This is a genomic window from Pedobacter ginsengiterrae (genome assembly GCF_039537385.1).
Taxonomy (GTDB): Bacteria; Bacteroidota; Bacteroidia; order Sphingobacteriales; family Sphingobacteriaceae; genus Pedobacter; species Pedobacter ginsengiterrae.
Map to the genome: position 1 here is coordinate 55,503 of NZ_BAABAK010000019.1, position 25,621 is coordinate 81,123.

General features: G+C 33.4%; 28 protein-coding genes. 12 read left to right on the top strand and 16 right to left on the bottom strand.

The window, feature by feature from the left end:
- Positions 1-155: 155 nt before the first annotated feature.
- From rpmH to tsaB, 4 genes are all read left to right on the top strand, one after another.
- Positions 156-314 carry a 50S ribosomal protein L34 gene (rpmH, locus tag ABD692_RS17750; RefSeq protein ID WP_010601723.1) on the top strand — a complete coding sequence of 53 codons (159 nt, stop codon included), beginning with the start codon at positions 156-158 and terminating at the stop codon, positions 312-314.
- Positions 315-380: 66 nt separating this feature from the next.
- Positions 381-779, top strand: a complete 399-nt coding sequence (locus ABD692_RS17755; RefSeq protein WP_344769119.1) for a ribonuclease P protein component — start codon at positions 381-383, stop codon at positions 777-779.
- Positions 763-993, top strand: coding sequence for a membrane protein insertion efficiency factor YidD (gene yidD, locus ABD692_RS17760; protein WP_344769121.1), 231 nt, complete (start codon positions 763-765; stop codon positions 991-993). The genes ABD692_RS17755 and yidD overlap by 17 nt, the downstream gene beginning before the upstream one ends.
- A 72-nt stretch (positions 994-1,065) precedes the next feature.
- On the top strand, positions 1,066-1,752 hold the full coding sequence (tsaB, locus tag ABD692_RS17765) for a tRNA (adenosine(37)-N6)-threonylcarbamoyltransferase complex dimerization subunit type 1 TsaB (protein ID WP_344769123.1): 687 nt from the start codon (positions 1,066-1,068) through the stop codon (positions 1,750-1,752).
- Position 1,753: 1 nt separating this feature from the next.
- On the opposite strand, the gene ABD692_RS17770 is transcribed toward tsaB, so the two are convergent.
- Positions 1,754-3,157, bottom strand: a complete 1,404-nt coding sequence (locus ABD692_RS17770) for a DUF5723 family protein (RefSeq protein ID WP_344769125.1) — start codon at positions 3,155-3,157, stop codon at positions 1,754-1,756.
- Between the two features lie 27 nt (positions 3,158-3,184).
- Positions 3,185-4,753 (bottom strand): hypothetical protein, encoded by a 1,569-nt coding sequence (locus ABD692_RS17775; RefSeq protein ID WP_344769127.1) that lies wholly within the window; start codon positions 4,751-4,753, stop codon positions 3,185-3,187.
- Between the two features lie 93 nt (positions 4,754-4,846).
- Here ABD692_RS17775 and ABD692_RS17780 point away from each other — a divergent pair, with 93 nt between their 5' ends.
- Positions 4,847-5,233, top strand: coding sequence for a DUF423 domain-containing protein (locus ABD692_RS17780; protein WP_316761320.1), 387 nt, complete (start codon positions 4,847-4,849; stop codon positions 5,231-5,233).
- On the top strand, positions 5,233-7,713 hold the full coding sequence (gene priA, locus ABD692_RS17785) for a replication restart helicase PriA (protein ID WP_344769129.1): 2,481 nt from the start codon (positions 5,233-5,235) through the stop codon (positions 7,711-7,713). Before ABD692_RS17780 ends, priA begins: the two co-directional genes overlap by 1 nt.
- On the opposite strand, the gene ABD692_RS17790 is transcribed toward priA, so the two are convergent.
- Positions 7,710-8,390 carry a hypothetical protein gene (locus ABD692_RS17790; RefSeq protein ID WP_316761326.1) on the bottom strand — a complete coding sequence of 227 codons (681 nt, stop codon included), beginning with the start codon at positions 8,388-8,390 and terminating at the stop codon, positions 7,710-7,712. The genes priA and ABD692_RS17790 overlap by 4 nt on opposite strands.
- 189 nt (positions 8,391-8,579) lie before the next feature.
- On the opposite strand from ABD692_RS17790, the gene ABD692_RS17795 reads away from it, so the two are divergent.
- Entirely contained in the window at positions 8,580-9,236 is a 657-nt protein-coding gene (locus ABD692_RS17795) for a protein-L-isoaspartate(D-aspartate) O-methyltransferase (RefSeq protein WP_316761330.1), read from the top strand.
- 113 nt (positions 9,237-9,349) lie between these two features.
- Here the strand turns inward: ABD692_RS17795 and smpB are convergent, their stop codons facing one another.
- Complete coding sequence (smpB, locus tag ABD692_RS17800) at positions 9,350-9,799, bottom strand: SsrA-binding protein (RefSeq protein WP_316761332.1); 450 nt, start codon at positions 9,797-9,799, stop codon at positions 9,350-9,352.
- Positions 9,800-10,018: 219 nt separating this feature from the next.
- Between smpB and ABD692_RS17805 the strand changes: the two genes are divergently transcribed.
- Positions 10,019-10,495, top strand: coding sequence for a TlpA family protein disulfide reductase (locus ABD692_RS17805; protein WP_316761333.1), 477 nt, complete (start codon positions 10,019-10,021; stop codon positions 10,493-10,495).
- On the opposite strand, the gene ABD692_RS17810 is transcribed toward ABD692_RS17805, so the two are convergent.
- On the bottom strand, positions 10,485-12,347 hold the full coding sequence (locus tag ABD692_RS17810) for an Nramp family divalent metal transporter (RefSeq protein ID WP_344769133.1): 1,863 nt from the start codon (positions 12,345-12,347) through the stop codon (positions 10,485-10,487). The two genes, ABD692_RS17805 and ABD692_RS17810, sit on opposite strands and share 11 nt — an antisense overlap.
- On the bottom strand, positions 12,334-12,996 hold the full coding sequence (locus ABD692_RS17815) for a metal-dependent transcriptional regulator (RefSeq protein ID WP_344769135.1): 663 nt from the start codon (positions 12,994-12,996) through the stop codon (positions 12,334-12,336). The genes ABD692_RS17810 and ABD692_RS17815 overlap by 14 nt, the downstream gene beginning before the upstream one ends.
- Before the next feature lie 126 nt (positions 12,997-13,122).
- Here ABD692_RS17815 and ABD692_RS17820 point away from each other — a divergent pair, with 126 nt between their 5' ends.
- Positions 13,123-13,593, top strand: a complete 471-nt coding sequence (locus tag ABD692_RS17820) for an Lrp/AsnC family transcriptional regulator (RefSeq protein WP_056090420.1) — start codon at positions 13,123-13,125, stop codon at positions 13,591-13,593.
- Positions 13,594-13,926: 333 nt separating this feature from the next.
- On the opposite strand, the gene ABD692_RS17825 is transcribed toward ABD692_RS17820, so the two are convergent.
- From ABD692_RS17825 to ABD692_RS17835, 3 genes are all read right to left on the bottom strand, one after another.
- Positions 13,927-14,340, bottom strand: coding sequence for a GxxExxY protein (locus ABD692_RS17825; protein WP_344769139.1), 414 nt, complete (start codon positions 14,338-14,340; stop codon positions 13,927-13,929).
- Positions 14,341-14,876: 536 nt separating this feature from the next.
- Entirely contained in the window at positions 14,877-15,554 is a 678-nt protein-coding gene (gene ung / locus ABD692_RS17830) for a uracil-DNA glycosylase (protein WP_344769141.1), read from the bottom strand.
- 75 nt (positions 15,555-15,629) lie between these two features.
- Complete coding sequence (locus ABD692_RS17835) at positions 15,630-16,148, bottom strand: TlpA family protein disulfide reductase (RefSeq protein WP_344769143.1); 519 nt, start codon at positions 16,146-16,148, stop codon at positions 15,630-15,632.
- Positions 16,149-16,262: 114 nt separating this feature from the next.
- Between ABD692_RS17835 and ABD692_RS17840 the strand changes: the two genes are divergently transcribed.
- Positions 16,263-16,802 carry a DUF2892 domain-containing protein gene (locus tag ABD692_RS17840; protein ID WP_344769145.1) on the top strand — a complete coding sequence of 180 codons (540 nt, stop codon included), beginning with the start codon at positions 16,263-16,265 and terminating at the stop codon, positions 16,800-16,802.
- Positions 16,803-16,849: 47 nt separating this feature from the next.
- On the opposite strand, the gene ABD692_RS17845 is transcribed toward ABD692_RS17840, so the two are convergent.
- Entirely contained in the window at positions 16,850-17,347 is a 498-nt protein-coding gene (locus tag ABD692_RS17845) for a DUF1905 domain-containing protein (protein WP_316761358.1), read from the bottom strand.
- Positions 17,348-17,587: 240 nt separating this feature from the next.
- On the opposite strand from ABD692_RS17845, the gene ABD692_RS17850 reads away from it, so the two are divergent.
- The gene (locus tag ABD692_RS17850) at positions 17,588-18,142 is read left to right on the top strand and encodes a pyridoxamine 5'-phosphate oxidase family protein (protein WP_344769147.1); all 555 of its coding nucleotides are present in this window, start codon (positions 17,588-17,590) and stop codon (positions 18,140-18,142) included.
- Between the two features lie 8 nt (positions 18,143-18,150).
- Here ABD692_RS17850 and ABD692_RS17855 read toward each other — a convergent pair whose 3' ends face one another.
- Both ABD692_RS17855 and lysS read right to left on the bottom strand, forming a co-directional pair.
- Positions 18,151-18,363: a hypothetical protein gene (locus ABD692_RS17855; protein WP_316761366.1), complete on the bottom strand. Its 213-nt coding sequence runs from the start codon at positions 18,361-18,363 to the stop codon at positions 18,151-18,153.
- Positions 18,364-18,478: 115 nt separating this feature from the next.
- Positions 18,479-20,188 (bottom strand): lysine--tRNA ligase, encoded by a 1,710-nt coding sequence (gene lysS, locus ABD692_RS17860; protein ID WP_316761368.1) that lies wholly within the window; start codon positions 20,186-20,188, stop codon positions 18,479-18,481.
- 277 nt (positions 20,189-20,465) lie between these two features.
- Here lysS and ABD692_RS17865 point away from each other — a divergent pair, with 277 nt between their 5' ends.
- On the top strand, positions 20,466-21,155 hold the full coding sequence (locus ABD692_RS17865) for a DUF2461 domain-containing protein (protein ID WP_344769151.1): 690 nt from the start codon (positions 20,466-20,468) through the stop codon (positions 21,153-21,155).
- A 66-nt stretch (positions 21,156-21,221) separates the two neighbouring features.
- On the opposite strand, the gene ABD692_RS17870 is transcribed toward ABD692_RS17865, so the two are convergent.
- The 4 genes from ABD692_RS17870 to ABD692_RS17885 all read right to left on the bottom strand — a co-directional run bounded on the left by ABD692_RS17870 (position 21,222) and on the right by ABD692_RS17885 (position 25,605).
- Positions 21,222-23,138 carry an AMP-dependent synthetase/ligase gene (locus ABD692_RS17870; protein WP_316761372.1) on the bottom strand — a complete coding sequence of 639 codons (1,917 nt, stop codon included), beginning with the start codon at positions 23,136-23,138 and terminating at the stop codon, positions 21,222-21,224.
- Positions 23,139-23,414: 276 nt separating this feature from the next.
- Complete coding sequence (locus ABD692_RS17875) at positions 23,415-23,741, bottom strand: HesB/IscA family protein (RefSeq protein WP_025142623.1); 327 nt, start codon at positions 23,739-23,741, stop codon at positions 23,415-23,417.
- A gap of 87 nt (positions 23,742-23,828) precedes the next feature.
- Complete coding sequence (gene iscU, locus ABD692_RS17880; RefSeq protein ID WP_047797365.1) at positions 23,829-24,242, bottom strand: Fe-S cluster assembly scaffold IscU; 414 nt, start codon at positions 24,240-24,242, stop codon at positions 23,829-23,831.
- Between the two features lie 151 nt (positions 24,243-24,393).
- The gene (locus ABD692_RS17885) at positions 24,394-25,605 is read right to left on the bottom strand and encodes an IscS subfamily cysteine desulfurase (protein ID WP_316761380.1); all 1,212 of its coding nucleotides are present in this window, start codon (positions 25,603-25,605) and stop codon (positions 24,394-24,396) included.
- Positions 25,606-25,621: the final 16 nt, after the last annotated feature.

A 25,621-nucleotide genomic window follows, 5' to 3' on the forward strand; every position in this document is an offset into this window, starting at 1 on the left:
GGGCTTGAAGCGTAGGCGGGGCTACATTTTAAAAAGAATTACTACATTTGATTTTCGAATAGAAAAATAATAATTAAACAGACTTGCAATTGTAGAGAAATCGCTTTATATTTGCACCTCTTAATTTTGAAATTATAATAAGATAATATACAGTCATGAAAAGAACATACCAACCTTCGCAAAGAAAGAGAAGAAACAAACACGGCTTCCGCGAAAGAATGGCAACAGCTAACGGCAGACGAGTATTAGCATCACGTCGTGCTAAAGGAAGAAAAAGATTAACAGTTTCTGACGAACGCAAGCATAAAGCATAATTTTTGATTGCTTTTCCGTTAATTCGGAATTGGCAGATCAAATCTGCAATTATCAATCAAAAGTATATGTACACATTCAGAAAAGAAGAACGGTTATGCAGCAGGAAATATTTAGACCTGTTGTTTAAAAACGGTTCTTCTTTTTTATTATACCCATTTCGGGTTTCTTATCTCTTTATTGATGAACCAGCCGAGGTTCAGGCTCAGGTGGTTATCAATGTCCCAAAGAAGAGATACAAAAGGGCGGTCGATCGCAATTTGCTTAAACGCAGAATTCGAGAGGCTTACAGGCTGAATAAAGAAGAAAATTTCTATACTCCATTACCAACTGACAGAGGTTTGCTTTTGTTTTCTATACAATTTGTTGGTAAAGATAAGTACGAGTTTGTGTTTATTCAGAAAAAACTGATTGCTACTTTTAAGCGTTTTCAAACTTTAATTCAACCTGATGAAGCTAATCAATAAAATTTTTGGTTGGTTTTTTTTAGGGTTGATAAGAGTTTATCAATACGCTATTTCGCCAATGCTTGGCGCTAATTGTAGATTTACGCCAACGTGTTCGCAATATGGAATAGAAGCAATAAGAAAACACGGCCCGTTTAAGGGCGGGTGGATGGCTTTAAAAAGAATTGGTCGTTGCCATCCATGGGGTGCTCATGGCCATGATCCTGTGCCTTAAATTATTTTCAAATTAGATTTATTCTTTCATATCTCCATTAACCATTTTCCATTTCTTTAATATCTTTGCATTATGGCTAAAATACTTCAAATAGAAACTGCTACGGCTGTTTGTTCAGTTGCTTTATCGATTGATGGTAGAACTGTTTCTATAAAAGAAGAGAGCGGTCAGAATCTTCATGCAAGCAATTTAACCTTGTTTATTGAAAGTGTAATGCAGAATTCAGAACTTAATCTGAGCGATTTAGATGCAATTGCAATTAGTAAAGGTCCTGGCTCTTACACAGGCTTGCGCATCGGCGTTTCTACTGCAAAAGGCTTATGTTACGCTTTAGATAAGCCATTAGTTGCTATCGAAACTTTAAAAATGATGGCTGCTGGATTTGTTCTCGAAAAACCAGATTATGAAGGTTTAATATGCCCGATGATTGATGCGAGAAGGATGGAAGTATACACAACTGTTTTAGATGGAAATCTGAACGTACTGGAAGAAACATCAGCAAAAATAATAGACGAACAAAGTTTTTCAGAATTATTATCTAATTATAAAATTACCTTTTTAGGTGATGGAGCAGCTAAATGTGCTGATGTATTAAACCATCCTAATGCTTTATTTAGTGATTCGAATTTTAATTCTGCAGGCAATATGTCTTCACTAGCATTAAATGCCTTTACGCACGCTAATTTTGAAGATGTGGCATACTTTGAGCCTTTTTACTTGAAGGATTTTGTTTTAACTCAGCCTAAAAAGAAGGTTTAAACTATTTCTTTTTAAAGATAGAAAATAAGTTTTTAAAGAAACTTCCTCCTTCATTGTCGTTGATACCTGGCATTACATCGCTAAACTGAGGGTGATTTACAATGTTTCCAAATTTAATGCCCACCCCCATGTAAAAAGATGCACCAATAGAACCATTTAAGGTTGCATCATTTTTTATTACTGATTTTGCAGTGCTTGCTGATGAAATTAAGTTATCGGTACCCATAAAAAGTTCGAAGTTAGGGGTTTGATATTTACCCTGTAAGCCAACCATAAATACGTTGTTCAGATTGTATAAGGGCGTAACACTTCCAGCTAAATTATTGTATTTGAATGTGTTGATAAAGGCAATATCGCCACCTCTATAGAATAGATTTTTTGAAACAGCCAAAGCTGGTTGGTAGAAGCCGTAGGTTTTAGAAAGGTAAATATCGGCTTTAGCATTAGTTAAGGCTGTAAATTTACCTGGTTGCTCCCTTAACTCGAATATATCTCTGATTTCTTGGTTTGTGTTGCCTTGGTTTTGAAGATCTGTTATGGTTTTACTTGTATTAACTGTTGTTTGTTGAGTGTTGTTACGCCACCAAATAAAACCCAAATCTTTAATGTTAGCCATCAAAAATAGTCCTTTTTTAGTGGTGTAGTTTGTACTAAAGCCAATTGAAACACCAGGGTTTTTAAAAGTTGGTATAACTGTATTTCTGGTAATTTTATTTTGATCGTTAAAGTTGCTTGAATATGTGCCTGCAAGACCAATATCCAGGTAATCATTTTCAGGATCGAGATACAGGCGTGAATCCGAAATGTTTAAATCATTGTAAATAATGCCGCTCAATAAACTTGCTTTCACTCCAAATGCTAATCTTTTGTTATAATTTTCGCGATAGGTAAAACTAAACTGATGATAAGATTGCTGATAACCTTTTGTATCAAATATGCCTGTTAAAAGGGTTTGAGTAGGAAATCTTCTATAAGAGTCGAAGATAGCAAGAGTTTCATTTGTGTAATCTATTTGAGAATCTGTTCTGATTTGCCAGGCAAAACCCATTTCTTTTTGGTATTTATACGATTGGAAAATACGAAGTGTAAGAACATAAATATTACTATTTGCGTAGAGGTGATTAATTTCTCCTGTATTTATTGGTAAAATTCTGGTATCGTTTGTTCCATCTACAATCAAGCGTCTAACTACTGATTCTGCATTACCGCTGTTTGCACCATTTACTCCAAAATAAGGTAAAAAAAAGTTTGAAGAAAATCTGCGGGAAGAATTTAAAGTAAACGATTTTTGAGAAGGGTTTTCAAAGGCATCAAACATTGTTTTCGTTCCGAAAAGTGCATACTGCTGACTGTATAACTTTTGAAACGATGCCAACAAAATTACAATAAGTAAAGTTTTCTTCATGAAATTGGTTTCTTAGCTTAATTTAATTTAACGGTTGCTTAACGAATCTGGTATTTGTTGTTCTAAATATTTGTTTAAAAGCATGTTAGTGATAAATTTATTTTTATCTGCACTCATCTGATAGTAAAAAGTATCGAAATTTTTCAATCCGCTATCTGCCCTTAAATGCTTGTAAAATGGTAACAAAATATTGTTTCTGAAAATATCTGACGAATTATTTGTACTAATATAATAACCAATATTTGAAGTTGTAGAAATTTGATTTAGCGCATTAATGTATTTTGGTGTTTGGATGAGTAATCGGTTGTTTTTATAGCTGGTTAAAAAAGCCTGTACAGTGCTGGCATTATTTGCAAAAACCAAATTGTTATCGATTATTGTGTAATAAGGTCTTCCAAATTTTTTAAATGGTTCGCCAAAGAAGTTGTATAATATATCCGATGATTTAAATATTTTAATTTCATCATTATAATCAGCACTTACATCCAAAAGAAGTTGTTTAACTTTTTCTCCATTAGATAACGCAATTGCGCCTAATTTTTCGCTGGTGCTTAATTGGAAACTTATAAATTGATTTTTAACATAAGGGAGGAAAATGCTATTTAAATCTACCCGATACTCATCCTTAACTGAGTTTATAACCGAAGCTATTTTTTTTGTTTCACCTTTAATAGTTTGCCAATCTTGTAGTTTTTTAAACCAGTTTTTGTACTCATCGTAGGCATATACAGCATAATTCGCAGTATTACTTGGCAGTAAATTAGTAATACTTATACTTTGTGCTGCTACATTCTCGAATAGTTTTAAATAATTATCGTTAGCCGTTATTTCGGTATTTCCGTTGAATAAAATTTTCTCTTTACTGAAATTGTAGTTTAAAGATGCAAAGCTATTTTGGTTGTTAAGCAATGAAATTTCTCCATTTATATTGCCTGCTATAATATTTTTTAATAATAACGGAGCCTGATTGAAATTGATATATAAATGCGCTAATACATTTTTATTGAGCAAATTATTTTGTTTAATGTACTCTGTAAATGGGTTTTCGTCTAATCTAACGGCTGCATCCATAATTAGTTTTTTTGATGTAGAAGCTGTTAGCACCTGGTCTTTAACGCCTAAAAAAACTGTTAAACTGTCATTAAATTTTATGGTGTAATTTTCGTCTGATTCTTTAGTAAGTACTTTTTTTGATTTTAAGTTTTCGTAAAACTGTTTGAAATTTTTATCAGCCTTGATTTGAATGGTAAGTAAAAAATTTAAGGTTTTATTTTCATCAGGTAGAATGCTTAAATATACCTGCTGATCTCTTAAAAAGCTATTTAAGGTATTATCGCTAACAATATTTTCCTTGAGATTGGTTAATAGCTCAGTTTTTTGCTTGCCTAAAACCTGCTGTAGTAAGCCTTGTCCTTCGATAATCTGGTAAAAACTTTTATCATTTTCGAAAGCGAAAATTAACGCAGCATTATTTGTTGCAGATTGTAGAGCCAAATCTTTAGCATTGTTCTCATTGTTTAATTTAGAAAAATAGATGTAAGCCAAAAAGCCAACACCTGTAATCAATGCAATTAATAGAACTAGTATTTTTTTCATCTGTTATGCAACAAATTTAAATTATTACATCCATTTGTACGAAGTTCTTACTCAATTTATTAATTTAGCAATTGCTTTAAGCTAAAAACTTATATGAACAAACGTATTATTCTTACTGCTTCTTTTTTTGGTGCCGTTGCTGTTTTATTGGGTGCTTTTGGTGCACATGGTTTAAAAGCATTAATTGATGCTCCTTCTTTGGAAATTTGGCAGAAAGGAGTTGACTATCAGTTCTACCATACCTTTGCACTTTTATATTTATCAACCTTTGCCCGCTACAGAAATAAGCTGATTAATATCGCCTACTTTTGTTTTACTTTTGGTATTCTTCTCTTTTCAGGATCATTGTATTTATTAGCAACTCGCAGTATTTTAAAAATTGGTTTTGTTGATGTACTTGGCCCGATTACACCAATTGGAGGTTTGCTTTTTGTTTTAGGCTGGATAATGCTATTCTTTGCAGCTGTAAAAGATAAATAATGAACGGATTTGAAAATGATATTTTTACAGAAAGAGAAACACTTTTTGTGGAAGTGATTTTGCCATTATCTTTGGCGAAAAACTATACTTATCGTGTACCTTTTGATTTGAATGATCAAATTGAGATTGGCAAAAGGGTAGTAGTTCAGTTCGGGAAACATAAAATTTATACGGCACTAATTAGCGGAATTACAACAAAACCACCAACGATTTACGAGGCTAAATATATTTTAGATGTTATTGATTCCGCTCCATCCGTTACCCCAACACAATTAAAGTTTTGGGCTTGGATGACCGATTATTACATGTGCAACGAAGGCGATGTAATGGCGGCAGCACTGCCTGCAAGCTTAAAATTAGCCAGCGAAACTATACTAATTCTTCGCGAAGATTTTGATGATCACGTCGAATTATCGGAGAAAGAACAAATAATCATCAGTACTTTAAAGAAACAACAGAAATTAACCGTTAACGATGTTTCTAAGCTGTTAGGACAGAAAACAATATATCCGATTATAAATAATCTTTTAGATAAAGAGCTTATTCTGGTTGCTGAAGAAGTTATTCAGAAATATAAACCCCTGATGAAATCTTTTATCATTCTGAATGAATTTTATAATGATGAAGAAAATTTAAAACAACTTTTTAATGTTTTAGATCGAGCCCCAAAACAACTTGATGCATTATTAGCTTATATCAAACTCAATAAGGGTGGCATTCCAATCGCTAAAGAACAACTTTTAGAAGAGAGTAATTGCGGGCCTGCAGCCTTGAAAGCATTAACTGATAAAGATATTTTTACAGTTTTAAAGCGTCCAGTTAGCAGACTTGCCGCTCATGATGATGATTTTAGTGTGAATTTCACTTTAAATGATGGTCAGCAAAATGCGTTAAACCAAATTAATAATGCTTTTGAAGAGAAAGATGTTGTTTTGCTTCACGGCGTAACTGCATCTGGTAAAACACAGGTTTACATCAAACTAATTGAAGAAATTATAAATAAAAGTGATAGTCAGGTTTTATTTCTTTTACCAGAAATTGCCTTAACTACACAAATTGTCGAACGGATAAAAAAATACTTTGGAAACTCAATTGGGGTTTATCACTCGAAATTTAATAATAGCGAACGTGTAGAAATCTGGAATAAAGTTAAACATGGAGCTTATAAAGTAATTCTTGGCGCCCGTTCGGCTGTGTTTTTGCCTTTTCAAGATTTGAAATTAATTGTTGTAGATGAAGAACACGAGCCATCTTATAAACAATATGATCCTGCGCCACGATATCAAGCCAGAGATTCGGCCATTTATCTTGCTCATCTTTATAAAGCAAAAGTAATTCTCGGCTCTGCAACACCCTCTTTAGAAAGTTATTACAATGCTTTAAACGGTAAATATGGTTTGGTCGAAATGAAGGAACGCTTCGGCGGGGTTCAATTACCCAATCAACAAGTTGTTAGTATAGCAGAAGAAACCAAAAAGAAAAGCATGGTTTCCTATTTTTCAAGCGTTTTAATAAAGGATATAGATTTAGCTTTGAGTAAAAAAGAACAGATTGTTCTTTTTCAAAACCGAAGAGGCTATGCAACGATTTTAATTTGTGCAACTTGTGGCTATACACCAAAATGCGTCAATTGCGATGTTAGCTTAACTTATCATAAAAGTAGTGGTAAACTACATTGTCACTATTGCGGTTATCTCCAAAGTAGCGTTAATATTTGCCCAGCCTGTGGTTCAGTGCATGTAGAACAAAAGGGTTTTGGAACAGAGCGTATCGAAGAAGAGTTAAGACTCTTATATCCAGAAATTACGATTGCCCGCTTGGATATGGATACAACCAGAACCAAAAATGGTTTACAGCAAATTTTAACCGATTTTCAGGATAAAAAGACCGATATTTTAATTGGTACACAAATGGTAGCAAAAGGGCTTGACTTTGATAACCTAAGTTTAATAGGCGTTATTAATGCCGATACGCTATTAGGTTATCCTGATTTTAGAGCTTACGAACGCAGTTATCAATTGCTGGCTCAGGTTGCTGGTAGAGCAGGCAGAAGAGCCGACCAGGGAAATGTATGTATTCAAACCTACGATGCTGATAACCGAATTATAAAACAGGTTGTAGATAACGATTACCTGGGTATGTATAATGATGAAATAGCCGAACGCGAGAAATTTCAATACCCTCCGTTTTCGAGAATGATATTTATTTCTGTTAAGCACAAAGATTCGAATGTTTTAGATCGGGCAGCGGCTAATTTAGGCCAAACTTTAAAGGCAAAATTCGGTCAACGTGTTTTAGGTCCAGAACAGCCTTTAGTAAGCAGAGTAAGGAATCTCTATATTAAACAAATTATAATTAAAGCAGATAAACATACTGCAATACAAAAAGTTAAAAATGTTTTAAGAGAAACCCTTACCGAATTTAATGCTACAAAAGATTTTAAAAGTGTTATTATACAAATCGATGTCGACCCGTATTAATTTTTGCTGTTAAAATTAAATTGAATTCCTGCTGAAACTGGATTTAATAAAAATTCCCATTTATTGTAAGTAAAGATATTTCTACCAGCTTGATTTTGTTGAGTAAGATCTTGTTTCTCGTATGAATAGTTAAAATCTAAACTGCTTTCTGCGAATATGCTCAAATTAGGAATGATGTTTATTTTTAAACCTAAAGTTGGTGTCATTACCAATCCATTTTTGCTGGCATCAGCCGATTGAGTGGAAGTACCAACACTTGAATTTGCAGGGCTTAGCGTTCCGCTAAATCTATTAGAGCGGTAACCGATATCAAAAGCGAAGTAAGGTTGGATTCTTGAATAATTAAAATTCTTTTCGAAACCAATTTTGAAAGAGTAATCTGTAACTTTTCCTCTTGCTATTTCGCAAGTTTCGCATGTGTTTTGAAACTCAACATCCTTGTCGCGAAAATAATTTCCACTAATTCTATAACTAATTTGGTTATCATTAAACTTTAAAATAGCACCATTACCTGCCATTCTTGTGTAATCTTGTGTATTGGTTTGATTTAAAATTTTAGGCAGTTGCATCATACTGTAACCTCTTACAGCAATAGAATAGTTGTAATCGGCACTTGTTTGTGCAAAAGAAGTAATGCCTGCGCATAAAATAAGGATGCTTAAAAATACTTTTTTCATTTAAGAGGAGATAGATTAGTATATGTTTTATCAGTTTTCAAAAGTAGAAATAATTCTTTATAACGAACAAATAATATTAATGAGGATAAAAACGGGCTAAAATATTTTAGTTTTGATTTCCTGCAACTTACAGGGAGAATAAAATTATTACCATAATTCATCGGATAAAAAACATACTTTTGAGACTTCATGGCCTATAAATTTATTGATAATTATCGGGAAAGAGGAGCGAGAAAAAAACTTGTAGAGTTATTGGCATCTCGTGGAATCGAAGATCAAAATGTTTTAAAAGCAATTGGGAAAGTGCCTCGCCATTTCTTTTTTGACGAAACCTTTTGGAACCAGGCTTATAAGGATATTGCTTTTCCAATTGGTGATGGACAAACCATTTCGCAACCCTATACAGTTGCTTATCAAAGCGAATTACTGCACATTAAAAAAGGAGATAAGGTTTTAGAAATCGGAACAGGCTCTGGTTATCAAACTTGTATTTTAATGGAACTTGGCGCTAAGGTTTTTACCATAGAAAGGCAAGAGAATATTTATAACCGAACCATTCAGGTTTTACCAGGAATGGGGTATAAGCCACATTTTTATTGTGGTGATGGCTCGAAAGGAATAGCGGAACAAGCGCCATACGATAAAATTATAGTAACTGCAGGTGCGCCTTTAGTGCCCGAAATTTTATTAAAGCAATTGAAAGTTGGCGGTATTTTGGTGATCCCAGTAGGCGACGAACATACACAGAAAATGGTTACAGTGCTTAGAATAAGCGATACTGATTACGAAAAAATTGTGCTCGATACTTTTAGGTTTGTACCTTTAGTTGGCGACCAAGCCTGGTAAAATTGTTCATTAGTCATTAGTTTATTAGATTGCCTGCTAAAGAGAAGTATCTGCTTTACTTTTTATATTATTTGCAACAAATAAACTAATGATATGCTTGAGCTAATTAACCATTATCTCTTCAATGCTCGATCTAATTCGCGTTTAGTATCTCTGTCTTTAATGCTATCGCGTTTATCGAATTCCTTTTTACCTTGTGCTAGTGCAATTTCTATTTTAGCAAAACCACGCTCATTTACAAAAATTCTTAATGGAACAATGGTGTAGCCTTTTTCTTCGCCCTTAGCTTTTAATTTTCTGATTTCTTTTTTCTGAAGCAACAATGCTCTATCTCTTTTGATATCGTGATGATAAAAGGAACTGTGACTATATTCCGAAATATGAAGGTTTCTAACGTATAAATTTCCGCCAATGAACATGCAAAAAGCATCAGTCATATTGGCTTTTCCTTGTCTTATTGCTTTAATTTCTGTACCTAAAAGTGCTATTCCAGCTATATATTTATCAATTAAATTATAATCGAAATAAGCTCTTTTATTCTTTATGTTAATATCGTTTTTCAAAGTGTGTTGTTATATCTGTGCAGATTTTAATGATCTGCTTAATTATAAGACTATAAAATAGTCGGGCTGCAAATATCTTAAAAAATGCTTTAAAATTATTTTTTAATTAAAACATGTCGTTTTATATTATATGATGCTAATGTTCTTCTTTTGTAAAACCTAAATTTTAATTGTTTTGTTCGAAATTAAAAATTTAAGTTTGAATTTTATTTATTCAATATGAAGTTAAGAAACCTGTTTTTTGTAATTACTTTTTTGTTTGCAATTCATGCAAATGCTCAACAACCAGCTTATTTACCTCAATTTAAATTCTTTAAATTAGATGGAAAAGCATATTCTAATGTTAATATAAATCAATCGAAGAAAACGCTTTTTATTCTTTTTGATTGTACTTGTGAGCATTGCCAAAGAGAAGCTAAAGAATTAAACAGTGTGTATAGCAAATTTAAAAACGTTAATATTTTAATGGTAACACTCGATGAATCTATTTCTATTCAGAAATTTTTTGGTTTATACGCACCAGGCTTAAATCTTAAGCCAAACGTTACCGTTCTTCAAGATAAAAACCGAACTTTTATTCCTACGTTTTTGCCTTCTCAGTATCCTGCAATGTATCTTTATGCTCCAAATGGTAAATTAATGGTTTACAGCAACGGTGACGGCGGGATTAAGAAAATTTTAAAATCTATCGGATAATTAAAACTGGTATTTTTACTTTGTGTCTCACGGCATCAACTGTTGTCCCGAAAATAAGGTCTTTCAGTCCTTTATGCCCGTGAGCACCCATCACTAATAATTCAAATTCGTTTTTGTTACTGATATCTGCAATTGCTTTTGCCGTACCACCAAATCCAATAAAAACGGTCGAATCATAGCCTAAGTCTGCTAAATTAAGTTTGTATTTTTCCAGGTTTTCTGCATCACTTTGTGTTTCATGATCCATTGCACGATCACCGTGATAACGCGCTACGGCTGTTTCAACAATGTGGATTAAGTAATAATGGGCTTCTTTTCCTCCCTGAATAAGTGCATGTCTAATCGTGTTTCTATCATTTTTCGAAAAATCTACAGCAATCCCAATTCTTTGGTAGTTGATTTTTTCAATTTTGCCGATATCTAAGGCATTGCCGTGAGGAACCATTTGTTTGTTTTCATTTCTTTTATCAATTAATGGATGAAAGAAAACATACAGTAATAACAGCACCACTAAAATAATAATCGGAATTAGAATAACATAAATCCACCAGTTATTAGTACCCTTTGTCCAGCCACTTATTTCTTCGATTACAAGTTTTACATTTAACGAAATAATGGCTAATGCGCTTCCCCAAGCCAAAACTTTTACCCAGGTTTTTATCGCAAAATCTTTCATTAATTTCTTGTCAGAAGTAAAATGTATTAATGGAATTATGGCAAAACCTAATTGTAAGCTTAATACCACCTGACTTAGAACCAATAATCCACCTAAAGCATCGTCTCCATAGTGAAGAATGGTAAAGAATGCTGGTATTATGGCTAGTAAACGTGTTATTAATCTCCTCAGCCAAGGTTGTATGCGTAAATTAATATGGCCTTCCATTACAATTTGTCCAGCCAGTGTACCTGTTACAGTAGAACTTTGCCCAGCCGCAATTAAAGCAATTGCGAATAAAGCAGGGGCAACGTCTCCAAAAATATTTGAAAGCAATTTATGAGCATCCTGTATTTCAGCAACCTCATGTAATCCATTTTTGTAAAATGCAGCGGCAGCAAGAATTAATATGGCCGCATTAACAAAAAAAGCAAGGTTTAAAGCAACAGTTGTATCAATTAAATTAAATTTTAAAGCTTCTTTAATGCCTTTGTTTGTACGTTCTATTTTTCTGGTTTGTACAAGTGATGAATGTAAATAAAGGTTATGTGGCATAACGGTGGCTCCAATTATACCAATAGCAATATAAAGTGCGTCGCCACTTAAGAATGAAGGCTCAAACCCCTTAACAACTTCTTTTAAAGATGGCTCGACAATAAACATTTCGACCAAAAAGGAAATCCCCACAATGAAAACCATTGACACAATAAAACCTTCCATTGCTCTCATCCCTTTATTTAAGAGAAAAAGCAATAAAATAGTATCGAAAATGGTAATAGAAATTCCCCAGATTAATGGTAAGCCGAAAAGTAATTGTAAGCCGATTGCCATACCAATAATCTCAGCTAAATCGCAAGCAATTATGGCTGTTTGAGCCAGGCCAAATAAGGGGATATTTGCCCATCTAGGATATGCTTGTTTAGATGCCTGGGCTAAATCTAACCCTCTTACAATTCCTAAGCGAGCACTTAGCGATTGTAAAAGTAGGGCAATTAGATTCGACATCAATAAAACCCAGATAAGCTGATAACCAAATTTACTGCCACCAGCTAAATCAGTTGCCCAGTTTCCTGGGTCCATATAACCAACGCTAATTAAATAAGCAGGACCTATAAAAGATAAAATTCTGCGCCAACCTTTTCTTTTATCTGTACTTACACTTTGATGTACTTCACTTAACGATTCAGTTTTTGCCATTACTACTAATTAAAATATGTTTTGCTACTTCTCTGCTAATGTTAATTTGCCTGTTATCTACAACTATCTCTACTGAACCATCGAAATCAGTTACATCGGTAATTTGTATTTCTTTACCTAGTGTTAAACCCAATTTCTCCAAGTGTTTTAAAAAGGCAGAACTGTGCTGAGAAACGCCTGTTATAGTTCCGCTATCATTAATGCTAAGTTCGATAAGTTTTATAAACTGCGTTTTAGCAAACCTTCCGTTTTTATCGGGAATAGGGTCGCCATGAGGATCGGATTTAGGGAAGCCAAGAAATTCATCTAATCGTTCAATCAAATCAACTGATTTAATATGCTCGAGTTCTTCAGCTACATCATGTACTTCATCCCATTTGAAATTAAGTTTATCAACCAGAAATACTTCCCAAAGCCTGTGTTTTCTTACAATATCAATAGCCGCCTGCTTTCCTTTTTCAGTTAAAGTAACACCTTGGTATTTAACATAATCTACAAATCCCTTATCCGCAAGCTTTTTAATCATATCGGTAACAGAAGCTGGCTTGGTTTGGATCTGTTCTGCAATAGCGTTAGTTTGAACGTTATTTGTTTTTTCTGCCAGATGATAAATGACTTTAAGGTAATTCTCTTCGGTAAAGCTTTGCATTTATGTTTATCTAATTTTATTTTTAGGTAAATCTAAAAATTATTATTTAAAATATAGATGATAAATTATGTTAAAATTTAGAATATAATTTGGTTATGTTTGTGTTCTCAATACCTTTGAATTTATATGGCATCTGAATTAGACAAAATTGATTTTAAGATCTTAAGGATTTTACAAGAAAATGGTAGAATTACCAACTTGTTATTATCTCAAGAAATAGGCCTTTCGCCAGCACCAACTTTAGAGCGTGTTCGCAAGCTCGAAATGGCTGGCTACATCAAAAGCTACCATGCTCTTGTTGATGAAGAAAAATTAGGTTTAGGTATAAAAACCTTTATCCAGATTCAGTTAGATTTTCATAAGAATAATACCATACAAATCTTTTTGGATGAGGTAAATCAAATTAAAGAAATTACGGAGTGTCATCACGTTACTGGTCAGGCAGATTTCTTGTTAAAAGTTTATGTTAAAGACATTAAATCTTACGAGCGCTTAATTATGGATAAAATCAGTAAAATATCTGTAGTTAAAACTTTTCAAACTATGATGATTATGTCTACAACTAAGAAGGAGCCAATTGTGCCTTTGGAGTATTAAAAAGGGATTTATGATCTAAGAATTTTAGATCATCTAAGTTTGATTGTAAGTTTATTCAGCTACAAATGCCTAAATACATTTTTTAAACGCGTTTAAGGGATTCACCATCTTAGGGTTTTTAGATCATCTAAGTTTGATGTTAAAGTTACTCAGCTAAAATGCCCTTATATTTTTTTTAAACGGCATTTAAGAGATTTACGATCTAAGAATTTTTAGATCATCTAAGTTTGATGGTGAATTTATTCAGCTACAAATGGCCATATACATTTTTTAAACTCATTTAAGAGATTCACCATCTTAGGGTTTTTAGATCATCTAAGTTTGATAATGAATTTACTCATCCGCAATTCTTCGATATAAACTGTTAACAAAAGCTTTTTTACCCTCAGCTATTATGTTGATACAATTGAAGTTTATAAGTAAACCGCAAGGCGCATTTAAGAGCTTCATATAAGTTAAAATTTGTGCTTGATGAATTGGGAGTATTCTTTCGATAGATTTTAGCTCCAGAACCATGCAGTTTTCTATAAATAAATCAGCTCTAATTTCTGTATCTATAAATATGTTTTTATACTCAACAGTAATTTGATGTTCACTTATAAATCTTATGCCTTGTAGCTGAAGTTCCCTTATTAGGCATTTATGGTAGATACTTTCCAAAAGACCTGGACCAAGTATTTTATGGACTTCTATACAGGCCCCACTAACTTTATACTCTAAATCGTCAAGAAATTTTTTATCAATCATTTTTATCAATTAAGTTTTTAGCTTAGGGATGATAAAATGCTGTTCTTAGATGTTCTAAGTTATCTAAGATGGTGAAATCAAATTAATTTCTAATCATTTTATCAAATTAAGTTTTTAGCTCATGAATGATAAAATACTATTCTTAGATGTTCTAAGTTATCTAAGATGGTGAAATCAAATAATTTCCAATCATTTTTATCAAATTAAGTTTTTAGCTCATGAATGATAAAATGCTATTCTTAGATGCTCTAAGGTATCTAAGATGGTGAAATCAAATTAATTTCCAATCTTTTTTATCAAATTAAGTTTCTAGCTCATGAATGATAAAATGCTATTCTTAGATGCTCTAAGGTATCTAAGATGGTAGAATCAAATTAATTTCTAATCATTTTATCAAATTAAGTTTTTAGCTCATGAATGATAAAATACTATTCTTAAATGTTCTAAGTTATCTAAGACGTTAAATCTAATCAAGTCTTTAGCTTAGGATGATAAATAATATACTTAGATGTTCTAAGTTATCTAAGATGGTGAAATCAAATTAATTTCCAATCAATTGGTGTTAAATTATCTTGCACCAACAATTGATTTGTTTTGGAGAAATGTTTTGAACCAAAGAACCCGTTATATGCCGAAAAAGGCGAAGGGTGAGCAGCCATTAATACATGGTGTTTTCTCGCATCAATTAGCTCAGCTTTTTGTTGCGCATATTTGCCCCATAGTACAAATACAATGTGTTCTCTTTTTTGAGATAATGCTTTAATGATTTCATCAGTAAATATTTCCCAACCTCGCTTTTGATGAGAACCTGCTTCTGATGCCCGAACGGTTAGTGTAGCATTTAAAAGCAGAACCCCTTGCTCTGCCCAGTGAGTTAGATTACCATGGCCAGGTGTTTTAAAGCCATCTATGTCAGTTTCTAATTCCTTGTACATATTTTTTAGAGAAGGAGGGACGGTCACACCTTTCTGAACTGAAAATGATAAACCATGGGCCTGACCAGCGCCATGGTAAGGATCTTGGCCTAAAATAACAACCTTTACCTTATCGAAAGGAGTGGTATTAAGTGCATTAAAAATATCGGTGCCTTTAGGATATACGGTGTTACCTTTCTCTTTCTCTTCTAATAAAAAGGCTTTTAGGCTTTTCATATAATCCTTTTCAAATTCCCCCTCCAATACGGTTAACCAACCAGGCTCTAATGCAGCAGACATAATAATTTTGTTAATTTTTTTAATAATGAATAACGAGAATTTCCTGCTATTGTTTAATTTATTTTTTATTAAAGCTTAAGATTTCTTTTGCAAAATGGCCAATAAATCGCCTTCTAGGGTGGTTTTAGGGTGTTCAACAATTCTTCCTAATTCTTTACCTTTCTTATCATAAACAATAAATGTTGGCACACTTTGAATATCTAAACCATCAATTACCCCGTTTTCTGCTTTTTTATGGCCATCAACAGCTATAATTTCCATGTTCTTTTCTTTGAATTGTATCAGATCTAAAACTTTAAAAAAATTAGGTACATAAACCTTACTATCGCCACACCATGTTCCTAAAACAACCTTAATTCTTTCACTTTTAACTAATTTTTTCAATTGAATCATTGTAGCCGAATCAGGCAAATAAGCCGAATATAAAGGTTCATACATTTCTTTAAACTGTGGAAATGTTACTAAACCCTCACGAGTACAAACATTAATTAATATGTCTTGGTTATGCGAAGTATCGTGTGTGTGTTTATTCAGTTTTTGTGCTGAAACATTCATAGTAATGATAATTAGGGTTATAGATAAAAGATATTTCATTCGAATAACATGGTTTTAGTATGTTGTAAAATTTTAATGAAATTATTGTTTTAATCTCTAATTTCTGCCATTTAAAAACGATATTTGCAGAAAAAAATAATTAGAATAAATTTTATGCCAAATTTTATCAGATTAATAGCAGGGTTTGCATTGTTGGGTGGCGCAGTTGCTTTATTCATTTTCGGTTTCTGGCCTTGGGGTATTGTAGCCATTTTACTGGGTTTAATTATATTAGTTACTTATTTCTTTAACGAGAATATGCTTTTAGCACAATGGTTTCTTAGAAAAGATAACATGCCAAAAGCAAAATCGTATTTGGATAGAATTACCGATTACGAAAAACAGTTAATTAAAGTTCAGCATGGTTATTACAATCTTTTAGTTGGACTAATAGAGAGCAGAACAGCTCCAATGAAATCGGAAAAGTATTTTAAAACAGCTTTAAGTTTAGGTATGCAAATGGAACATAATGTTGCCTTGGCAAAATTAAGTTTGGCTGGCATTGCAATGGCAAAGCGTAATAAACGCGAAGCTACTATGTATTTAGCGGAAGCCAAAAAAGCAGATAAAAATAAACTATTAGCCGATCAGATTAAACAAATGAAAGATCAGATGGGAATGATGGACAAGCAACAACAGGTTCGTTACAGATAAATAAACCAAAAAATAACGAAGCCATTTCTTAATTGAAATGGCTTTTTTTATGGATGATTTCTGCCTATAAACTTTTGATTACCCAACAGAAATTGAATGGCTTTTTCAATATTTTTATCTACTGATGCCTCTGTTTTTAAGTTATTAATATATCTGATTATTTCTTTTTGAAGATAAGGAGCAAGGCCATTGAAAATGCTATTGGCGATATTATTTTCGCTTAATGCTTTTCTGAATTTTGGGTTAGGTTGAACGATTCTTTCTTCGTAATCGATTTCTATTTCGAAAGTTGCATAATCACCAACTTCTTTTTTTACCATATTTCTCATTGGCGTATTTAGATACAAACGCCACTCACCAGCATATTTTACTAAGGTTTGTTTAAAGGAATAACCGTCTATTTTAATTTCTACTGGAATTTTTCCTTTGTCATTTCCAGATTTATTGAAAAGATATTTAAGATAAGGTTCTGGAACAAAAACAAATGGGTTTATTCCGATAATTTGAATTTCTGCCTTGAAAGGTTCGGGTTTTAAATTTTCCATGATAGAATGCAATACTTCAAAGTTAGCATTTTAGGTTTATTGCAGAAAACTGAGTTTATTAAACCTGATAGAACGGCTATACTTTTTGTTGCAAAAGCTTTCAAATGTTTATGCCCACTTAAAACAAAAAGATAATAGTGATAGCAGGGCTGAACTTTATTCTTTTCAGGAATGTGCTTTTCACAGTGATTAAAAACCAAATTAAGATTTCTGTTGTAGTGTATTATAAATCTTATACTTATGGCAACATCACAAGAAGGAAGTACTAACAATACTCAGGAAGAAAATAACATTAAAGATTTAGGTGGTAAAGAAGCCATCGAAAAACTTAATGAATTAGCCGAAAAGGCAGAAAGCTGCTTTTTTTGCACAAATATTAAAACAGGGGTGCCATTATCGATTAGGCCGATGGCAATTCAACAAGTTGATGAACAAGGGAATATCTGGTTTATGAGTATGAAGGATAGTCATAAAAACGAAGAAATTGCAAGCGACCCGTTTACACATCTTTTATTTCAGGCTGGAGCGCACTCTGGTTTTGTTAACATTTACGGTATCTCAGAAATTAGCCGAGATCAGGCTAAGATAGACGAGCTTTGGAGCCCTTTTATTCAAACCTGGTTTCAGGGTGGCAAAGATGATCCAAATATTACTTTAATTAAAGTTATACCAAGTGAAGGTTATTATTGGGATAGTAAACATGGTACTGCTGTAGCTTTTTTAAAGATGGCAGCATCGGTACTTGTTGGAAAAACGATGGATGATTCGGTAGAAGGTACTTTGGATATTGATTAAGGGAGAGATTATTTATCTCCCAGATAATCATATCCTTCTAGTTCTTCTCGTGTAGTGCGTTTGCTCAAAATGTCTAATTCTTCTGATTCGGCTCTTTTGAAGAAAAATGCCTCGGCTTGAATTCTTTTGATTAACTGGTGAACAAGGGATAAATCGAACGCATCTTTACTTAGTTTGATGCAGTATTCTCTTTCTGTAATTTCTAAACTTGAAGTATTCATAAGGCAACGATTTTATTGTCGATTGCTGTAAATATAGAAAAGGCTTGCTAAATAATTGTTAGCAAGCCTTTTAAGTTTATGTTATGCTTTTGTTAACAAAGCATCTACGAAAAAACTATTTATGCGATAGAAATAAACCGTCGTCGGTTTTGGCAACTTTTAAAATGTTTTTTCCCGTTAAACCTTTTAAGGTTGTATCCCATTTTTTGTTGCTCCAATCTGCTAATTTTGCTTTAACGTCAGTTAAGAGATATTGCTCACCTTCTTTAACTAATGCATAAAGTTCGGTTTCTTCAGCAGTCATTTCTATTTTCTTTTTTTCAGGGCGCATTTGTGGGAAAAATAGTACTTCCTGAATTGTGCTTTGATTAGTCATTAACATAACGATACGATCGATACCAAAGCCTAAACCTGATGTTGGCGGCATACCATATTCCAGCGCACGAACGAAATCTTCATCCATTGCCATTGCTTCAGCATCGCCACGATCTGCTAATGTTAACTGGTCTTCAAAACGTTCTTTTTGATCAATCGGATCATTTAATTCTGAATAAGCGTTACCAATTTCTTTACCATTAACAAATATTTCAAAACGCTCAACCAAACCTGGCGCAGAGCGATGTTTTTTTGCAAGCGGTGTCATTTCGATTGGATAATCGGTAATAAACGTAGGTTGAATTAAATTCGCTTCTACTTTATCACTAAAAATTTCATCTACAAGTTTACCACGACCCATTGTAGAATCGGTTTCGATGCCTAAATCTTTACAGGTTTGTAGCAGTTGTTGCTCATCCATCGCAGAAACATCAATACCTGTATATTTCTGTATGGATTCGTACATGGTTAACTTTTCATAAGGACCTTCGAAATTGATGTCGTTTTCGCCAACTTTAACTACAGCCGAACCATTGGTTGCAATTGCTACTTTTTCCAAACATTCTTCAACCATAGCCATCATCCAGATATAATCTTTGTAAGCTACATAAATTTCCATCGAAGTGTACTCTGGATTATGAGTACGGTCCATACCTTCATTGCGGAACATTTTACCAAACTCATAAACGCCGTCAAAACCTGCAACAATTAGCCTTTTTAAATACAATTCATTAGCAATACGCAAATAAAGTGGCATATCTAAAGTATTGTGATGCGTAGCAAACGGACGAGCAGCTGCACCGCCGTGGATAGGCTGTAAAATCGGCGTTTCTACTTCCATCCAGCCTTGGCTGTCGAAATAGTTACGCATCGAATTAATTACCTTACTACGTTTGATGAATATTTGTTTGTAATCAGGATTAACAGTTAAATCTACATAACGCATTCTGTAGCGTAATTCTGGATTGGTAAATCCATCATATACATTTCCATCATCATCGCGTTTAACAATTGGTAAAGGGCGTAAAGATTTAGCAAGAACTTTAAATTCAGTTACGTGGATAGATATTTCGCCAGTTTGAGTAGTAAATACGTAACCTTTAATACCGATAAAATCGCCAATATCTAAAAGTTTTTTAAATACGGTATTATAAATTGTTTTGTCTTCACCAGGACAAAGTTCATCTCTCTTTAAATAAACCTGAATACGAGCAGTAGAATCCTGAATTTCGGCAAAAGAAGCAGCCCCCATAATATTACGGCCCATAATACGACCCGCTAAGCTAACCGTCTTGTATGCTGTTTTATCCTTTTCGTAGTTTGCTAAAATATCTGCAGCGGTTACATTAACCTCATATGATTCTGCAGGATATGGCTCTATGCCTAATTCGCGTAATTGTTTTAACGACTCACGTCGTAATATTTCTTGTTCTGATAATCCTATACTCATTTCGGGTATTTTTTGCAAAAGTAATGATTTTGCAATTTGTTACGTAATTATAAATTAACAGCTTCGATTAAAACAGAAACATTTTAACTTCGAAAAATTGAATTCAAAATAGAGATGTTCAAAACCCTTTATAATCGTTTAAAAGCTGATGGATACAAAGATAATAAAGGAAAAGGAATTAAAAATCTTATTCTAACTATTATGTATAACCCATTTGGTTTAAAAACTAATTAACAGGTATTATATTTGTTGTAGCATATTTCAATTAAATATTTCCATGTCTGATATAAACCCAATACAACAGTCGAGTTTAGAATTTTTAAAACTACTAAAGAAAAATAACGAACGAGAGTGGTTTAATGCCAACAAATTAGCATTCCAAAAAGAACAAATGCTAATTGAATCATTCGCTCAGCATTTGCTGGATTTAATGAATATCCATGATGTAATTGAAACTGCTTCGGGTAAAAAAAGCTTATATAGAATTTATCGTGATACCCGTTTTTCTAATGATAAAACACCTTACAAAACCCATTGGAGTGGGAGTTTTAAGCGTACAGGAAAACAACGTAGGGGAGGTTATTATTTCCATATCGAATCTGGAAATAGTTTCGTTGCGGGTGGTTTCTTCGGGCCATCACCACAAGATTTAAAATTAATTAGAGAAAATATAGCTTTTGATGCAGAGCCTTTGCGAGAGATATTAAAGGATAAAACTTTTATAAAATCGTTTGAGTATTTAAAAGGCGAACAATTAAAAACAACGCCAAAAGGTTTTGATGCCGAGCATAAGGATATTGACTTACTTCGTTATAAGCAATTTTTGCTGGTTCATCATTTTTCTGATGAAGAAGTATTAAAGGCAGATTTTCTTACTAACTGTAATCAGGTTTTTAAAGATATGCGACCTTTTTTAGATTACATGACAGAGATTTTAACAACTGATGCTAATGGAATTGAATTGTAATTAATTTTTTAAATTAAAGGCTGGATTTCACTTAGAAAACCCAGCCTTTATTTTGTTTATAGCATTTTATGATTCTGCCTCTACGCCTTCTTCATACATCTCGTCAATCACATCTATATACTTCTTTTCAACAATACGACGTTTTATCTTCATTGTAGGTGTAATTTCTCCTTCATCAATGCTAAAAGGATTACGTTTTATTTTGAAATTTTTAATACGTTCGAACTTGGCTAATTCATTAGAAATTTTCTTAATGTCTTGTTCCATCCAATCAATAATTTCCTTGTTTTGAATAAATGGATCTGATTCTTCAAAGAATGAAGGCTTAAGTTTAAAAGTCTCTTCTAAAGTTTCTCTATTTGGAATAATGATCGCTGTAATAAATTCACGTTTATCGCCTATAAGGAATAACTGATCAATTTTCGGGCTTTTTAAGTAAATATTTTCTACAGGAGTAGGATAAACATTTTTGCCATAAGCATTTACGATCATGTTCTTTAAACGATCGGTAATTTGAAGATTGCCCTTGTAAAAACGACCGATATCGCCTGTGTGAAACCACATAGCTGCATCTATTGCTTCGGCTGTTTCTGCAGGTTTATTAAAGTAACCTTTCATTACACAATGGCCACGTACAATTACTTCGCCTTCTGCACATTCAAATTCCTCGTTAAAAGTATGGTGTGTTTGTATATTAATAATTTCCTTAGTCTCTACATCCTGAATACCAACTTCAATACCTGGGATTACACGTCCTACTGTTCCATAAACCTGCCTATGGTATTCGGTAACCGACATAACTGGCGAAGTTTCTGTTAAACCAAAACCCTCTAATATTTTAATGCCTAAATCGCCGAAAAACTCTCCCACATTTTTTGGAAGTGCAGCACCTCCAGAAATCATAAATTTCAACCTACCACCAGTTTTCTCTTTAATTTTACTGAAAACTAATTTTTCGGCTATACCTTTTTTAATTGAAAGCATTAACCCTGGGTTTTTACCAGCTTCTTTCGCAACGCGATAAGTTTTTCCTGTTTCTAACGCCCAGGTAAATATTTTTGCTTTTGTTCCACCAGCTGATGTTCCCGATTTAATGGCTTTATCATGAATGCGTTCCAGTAATCTTGGTACACAACTCATAACCGTCGGACGAACTTCGCCCATATTTTTTGCTAATAATTCAAGGCTTTGAGCAAACGCAATTTTACAGCCTTGTGCACAGCACACATGATAAGTTGCCGTACGTTCAAAAACATGGGAGAGTGGTAAAAATGATAAAAAAGTTTCTGTTTCATCGATAACAGGAATCTGTTGCAGACAAACCTCTACATTTTTTACAAAATTATAATGGGTAAGCATAACCCCTTTTGGTGTACCTGTTGTTCCTGAAGTGTAGATTAGAGAAGATACATCATTTGGTAAAACCAAACTTCTGCATTGGTCTATGTCGGCCCGTTCTGCTGCCGTAACCTGATGTTTAAGTGCAAGAATATCTGAAAAAGCAATTACTTCAACATCAACATCTTCAGGAACAACGACTTTTTCAAAATCTTTAAATGCAGGGATAATGTATTTTAACTCCTTACAATTTGCTGCAACTTTTAAAACCTTGCGATAAAGAAAGTTATTTCCAACAAGAATTGATTTTATGCCAGAATCGTTAATTATATAAGCTACTTCCTGCTCAGAAAGTGTAGGATATATAGAAACATTAATTGCACCAATTTGTTGAATACCTTGATCGTAATAAACATATTCAGGCGAATTTTCAATCATTAAACCTAAACGATCGCCTTTTTTTATTCCTCTTTCTAAAAAATATGCTGATACGGCATCAGCTCTTTTTAAGGTATCCTCAAAAGAAATTTCCGTCCATTCAGTTCCTTGTTTATGAATTAAAAAGGTTTCTTCTGGCTTGTGAATATTTTTTATCACATTCCTTAAAAGGGTAGGGACGGTTGAAAATTCGTTAATTAATGGCATTGCTCGTTATTTGGTGTTCGTTATAATTAACAATTATAATACTTTTTGGTTTAAAAATGTAAATTGATGTATGCGAGCTGATTTTGGTTTGTATATTTTTCCCGAAGATCAACGAGATTTACTCACATTATCGTCTCAACGTTACTGCAAGGCTTGAAGCAATCTCCTTTTATCATTACTAATTCAATTACTCCGCTGTTTCGCATTTATGAATGTGTTAAAACGCAAAAGGCCTCGAAAATATCGAGGCCTTTAAAATATTATTTGTAATGAATTTTAAACTGAGAAACTCTCGCCACAACCACAACTGCGACTAGCATTTGGATTAATAAAGTTGAAACCTTTGCCATTTAACCCATCAGTAAAATCCAATTCTGTACCAGCTAGGTATAAGAAAGATTTCATATCTAATGCAATTTTGATTCCTCTGTCTTCAAAAAACTGATCGCCTTTTTGTTCTTCGTTATCAAAATCCAAGTTATAAGATAAACCTGAACAGCCACCACCTTTTACCGAAACACGTAAAAAGTAATCAGAACCCATTTCCGAATCCTGCATTAAGTGGGTGATTTTTTCTTTTGCTTTATCTGTTATAGTAATCATAGTATCAAGATTTTAGTATCAAGTATCAAGGTTTTATCAAGTCGAAATTCAATCTCGATACTTGATTCTTTATACTTGCTACTATTATTAATGGTGCGATTTCTCTAACACAATTGCTTCTAAACCATTTTTAACGCGGTAATCGTTAATGGCCGATTTAATTGCATCTTCTGCTAACACCGAGCAGTGAATTTTAACTGGAGGTAAAGCTAATTCTTCAACAATATCCATATTGTCGATAGTTAAAGCCTCATCAATTGTTTTTCCTTTTAACCATTCTGTAGCTAAAGAAGAAGAAGCAATAGCCGAACCACAACCAAATGTTTTAAATTTAGCATCAGTGATTACGTTATCTTCACTAACTTCAATTTGTAAACGCATTACGTCGCCACACTCAGGTGCGCCAACTAAACCAGTTCCTACAAATTTGCTGTCTTTATTTAATGTACCTACGTTACGTGGGTTATTGTAATGGTCAATTACTTTTTCTGAATATGCCATGATTTTATTTCTTTATATCTCCGAAGAGATGATTTTAATTTATTAGTTTCCTGTTATCGGTTGTCTGTTTTCAGTCTAATCGCTTTATGCTAAGCATCTAAACATGTAACAGGCAACTTGTAACACACAACACATTAATTTGCTTTGCAAATTAATGTTCTGCCCACTCAATTTTACTCAAGTCAATTCCTTCTTTAAACATTTCCCAAAGTGGAGAAAGTTCTCTTAAGTGATTAACCGCTTTTTCAGTAACTGCAATCGCCTGGTCAATTTCTTCTTCAGTAGTAAATCTTCCCAAACCATAACGAATTGAAGAGTGTGCTAAATCATCAGATAAACCTAAGCTTTTCAAAACGTAAGATGGTTCTAAAGAAGCTGAAGTACAAGCCGAACCCGAAGATACTGCTAAATCGCTCATGGCCATCATTAAACCTTCACCCTCAACATATTTGAAAGAGATATTAGCTACATGTGGTAAACGGTGTTGTGTATTACCATTAACATAACTTTCTTCCATTTTGTTTAAAGTCGATTCTAACTTATCACGCAAAGCTGATAAACGAATAGTTTCGCTTTCCATCTCTAAACGACAAAGTTCGCAAGCTTTACCTAAACCAACAATACCTGGAACGTTTAATGTACCAGAACGCATTCCACGCTCATGGCCACCGCCATCCATTTGTGAAGTTACTTTAACTCTTGGGTTTTTTCTACGTACATAAAGTGCACCAACGCCTTTCGGACCATACATTTTATGTGCAGAGAAAGCCATCAAGTCAATTCCATCTGCATTAACATCAACAGGAATTTTACCAACTGCCTGCGTAGCATCAGTCATAAATAAAGCGCCATGTTTGTGTGCAATTGCCGAGATTTCTTTAACGGGTTGAATCACACCAATTTCGTTGTTGCCATACATAATCGAAACTAAAATAGTTTCTGGAGTCATAGCAGCTTCTAATTCAGCTAAATCAATTAAGCCATCTTCTTTAACGCCTAAATAGGTAACACGAGCACCATTTTTTTCAAGGTGTTTACAAGTATCTAAAACAGCTTTATGTTCGGTAACCGCAGTAATAATGTGGTTACCCTTTTCTTTATACATTTCAAATACACCCTTAATAGCCAAGTTATCGGCTTCAGTTGCACCTGATGTAAAAATAACTTCTTTTTCGGTACAGCCAATTAGTTTGGCTACCTGCTCACGAGCATAATCAACTCCTTCTTCTGCCACCCAACCAAAAGCGTGATTACGGCTTGCGGCATTTCCAAATTTCTCAGTAAAGTAAGGTAGCATTGCCTCTAATACCCTCGGATCAAGAGGTGTAGTGGCATTATTATCTAAATATATCGGCTGTTTCATTTCAGTTCTGTTATTT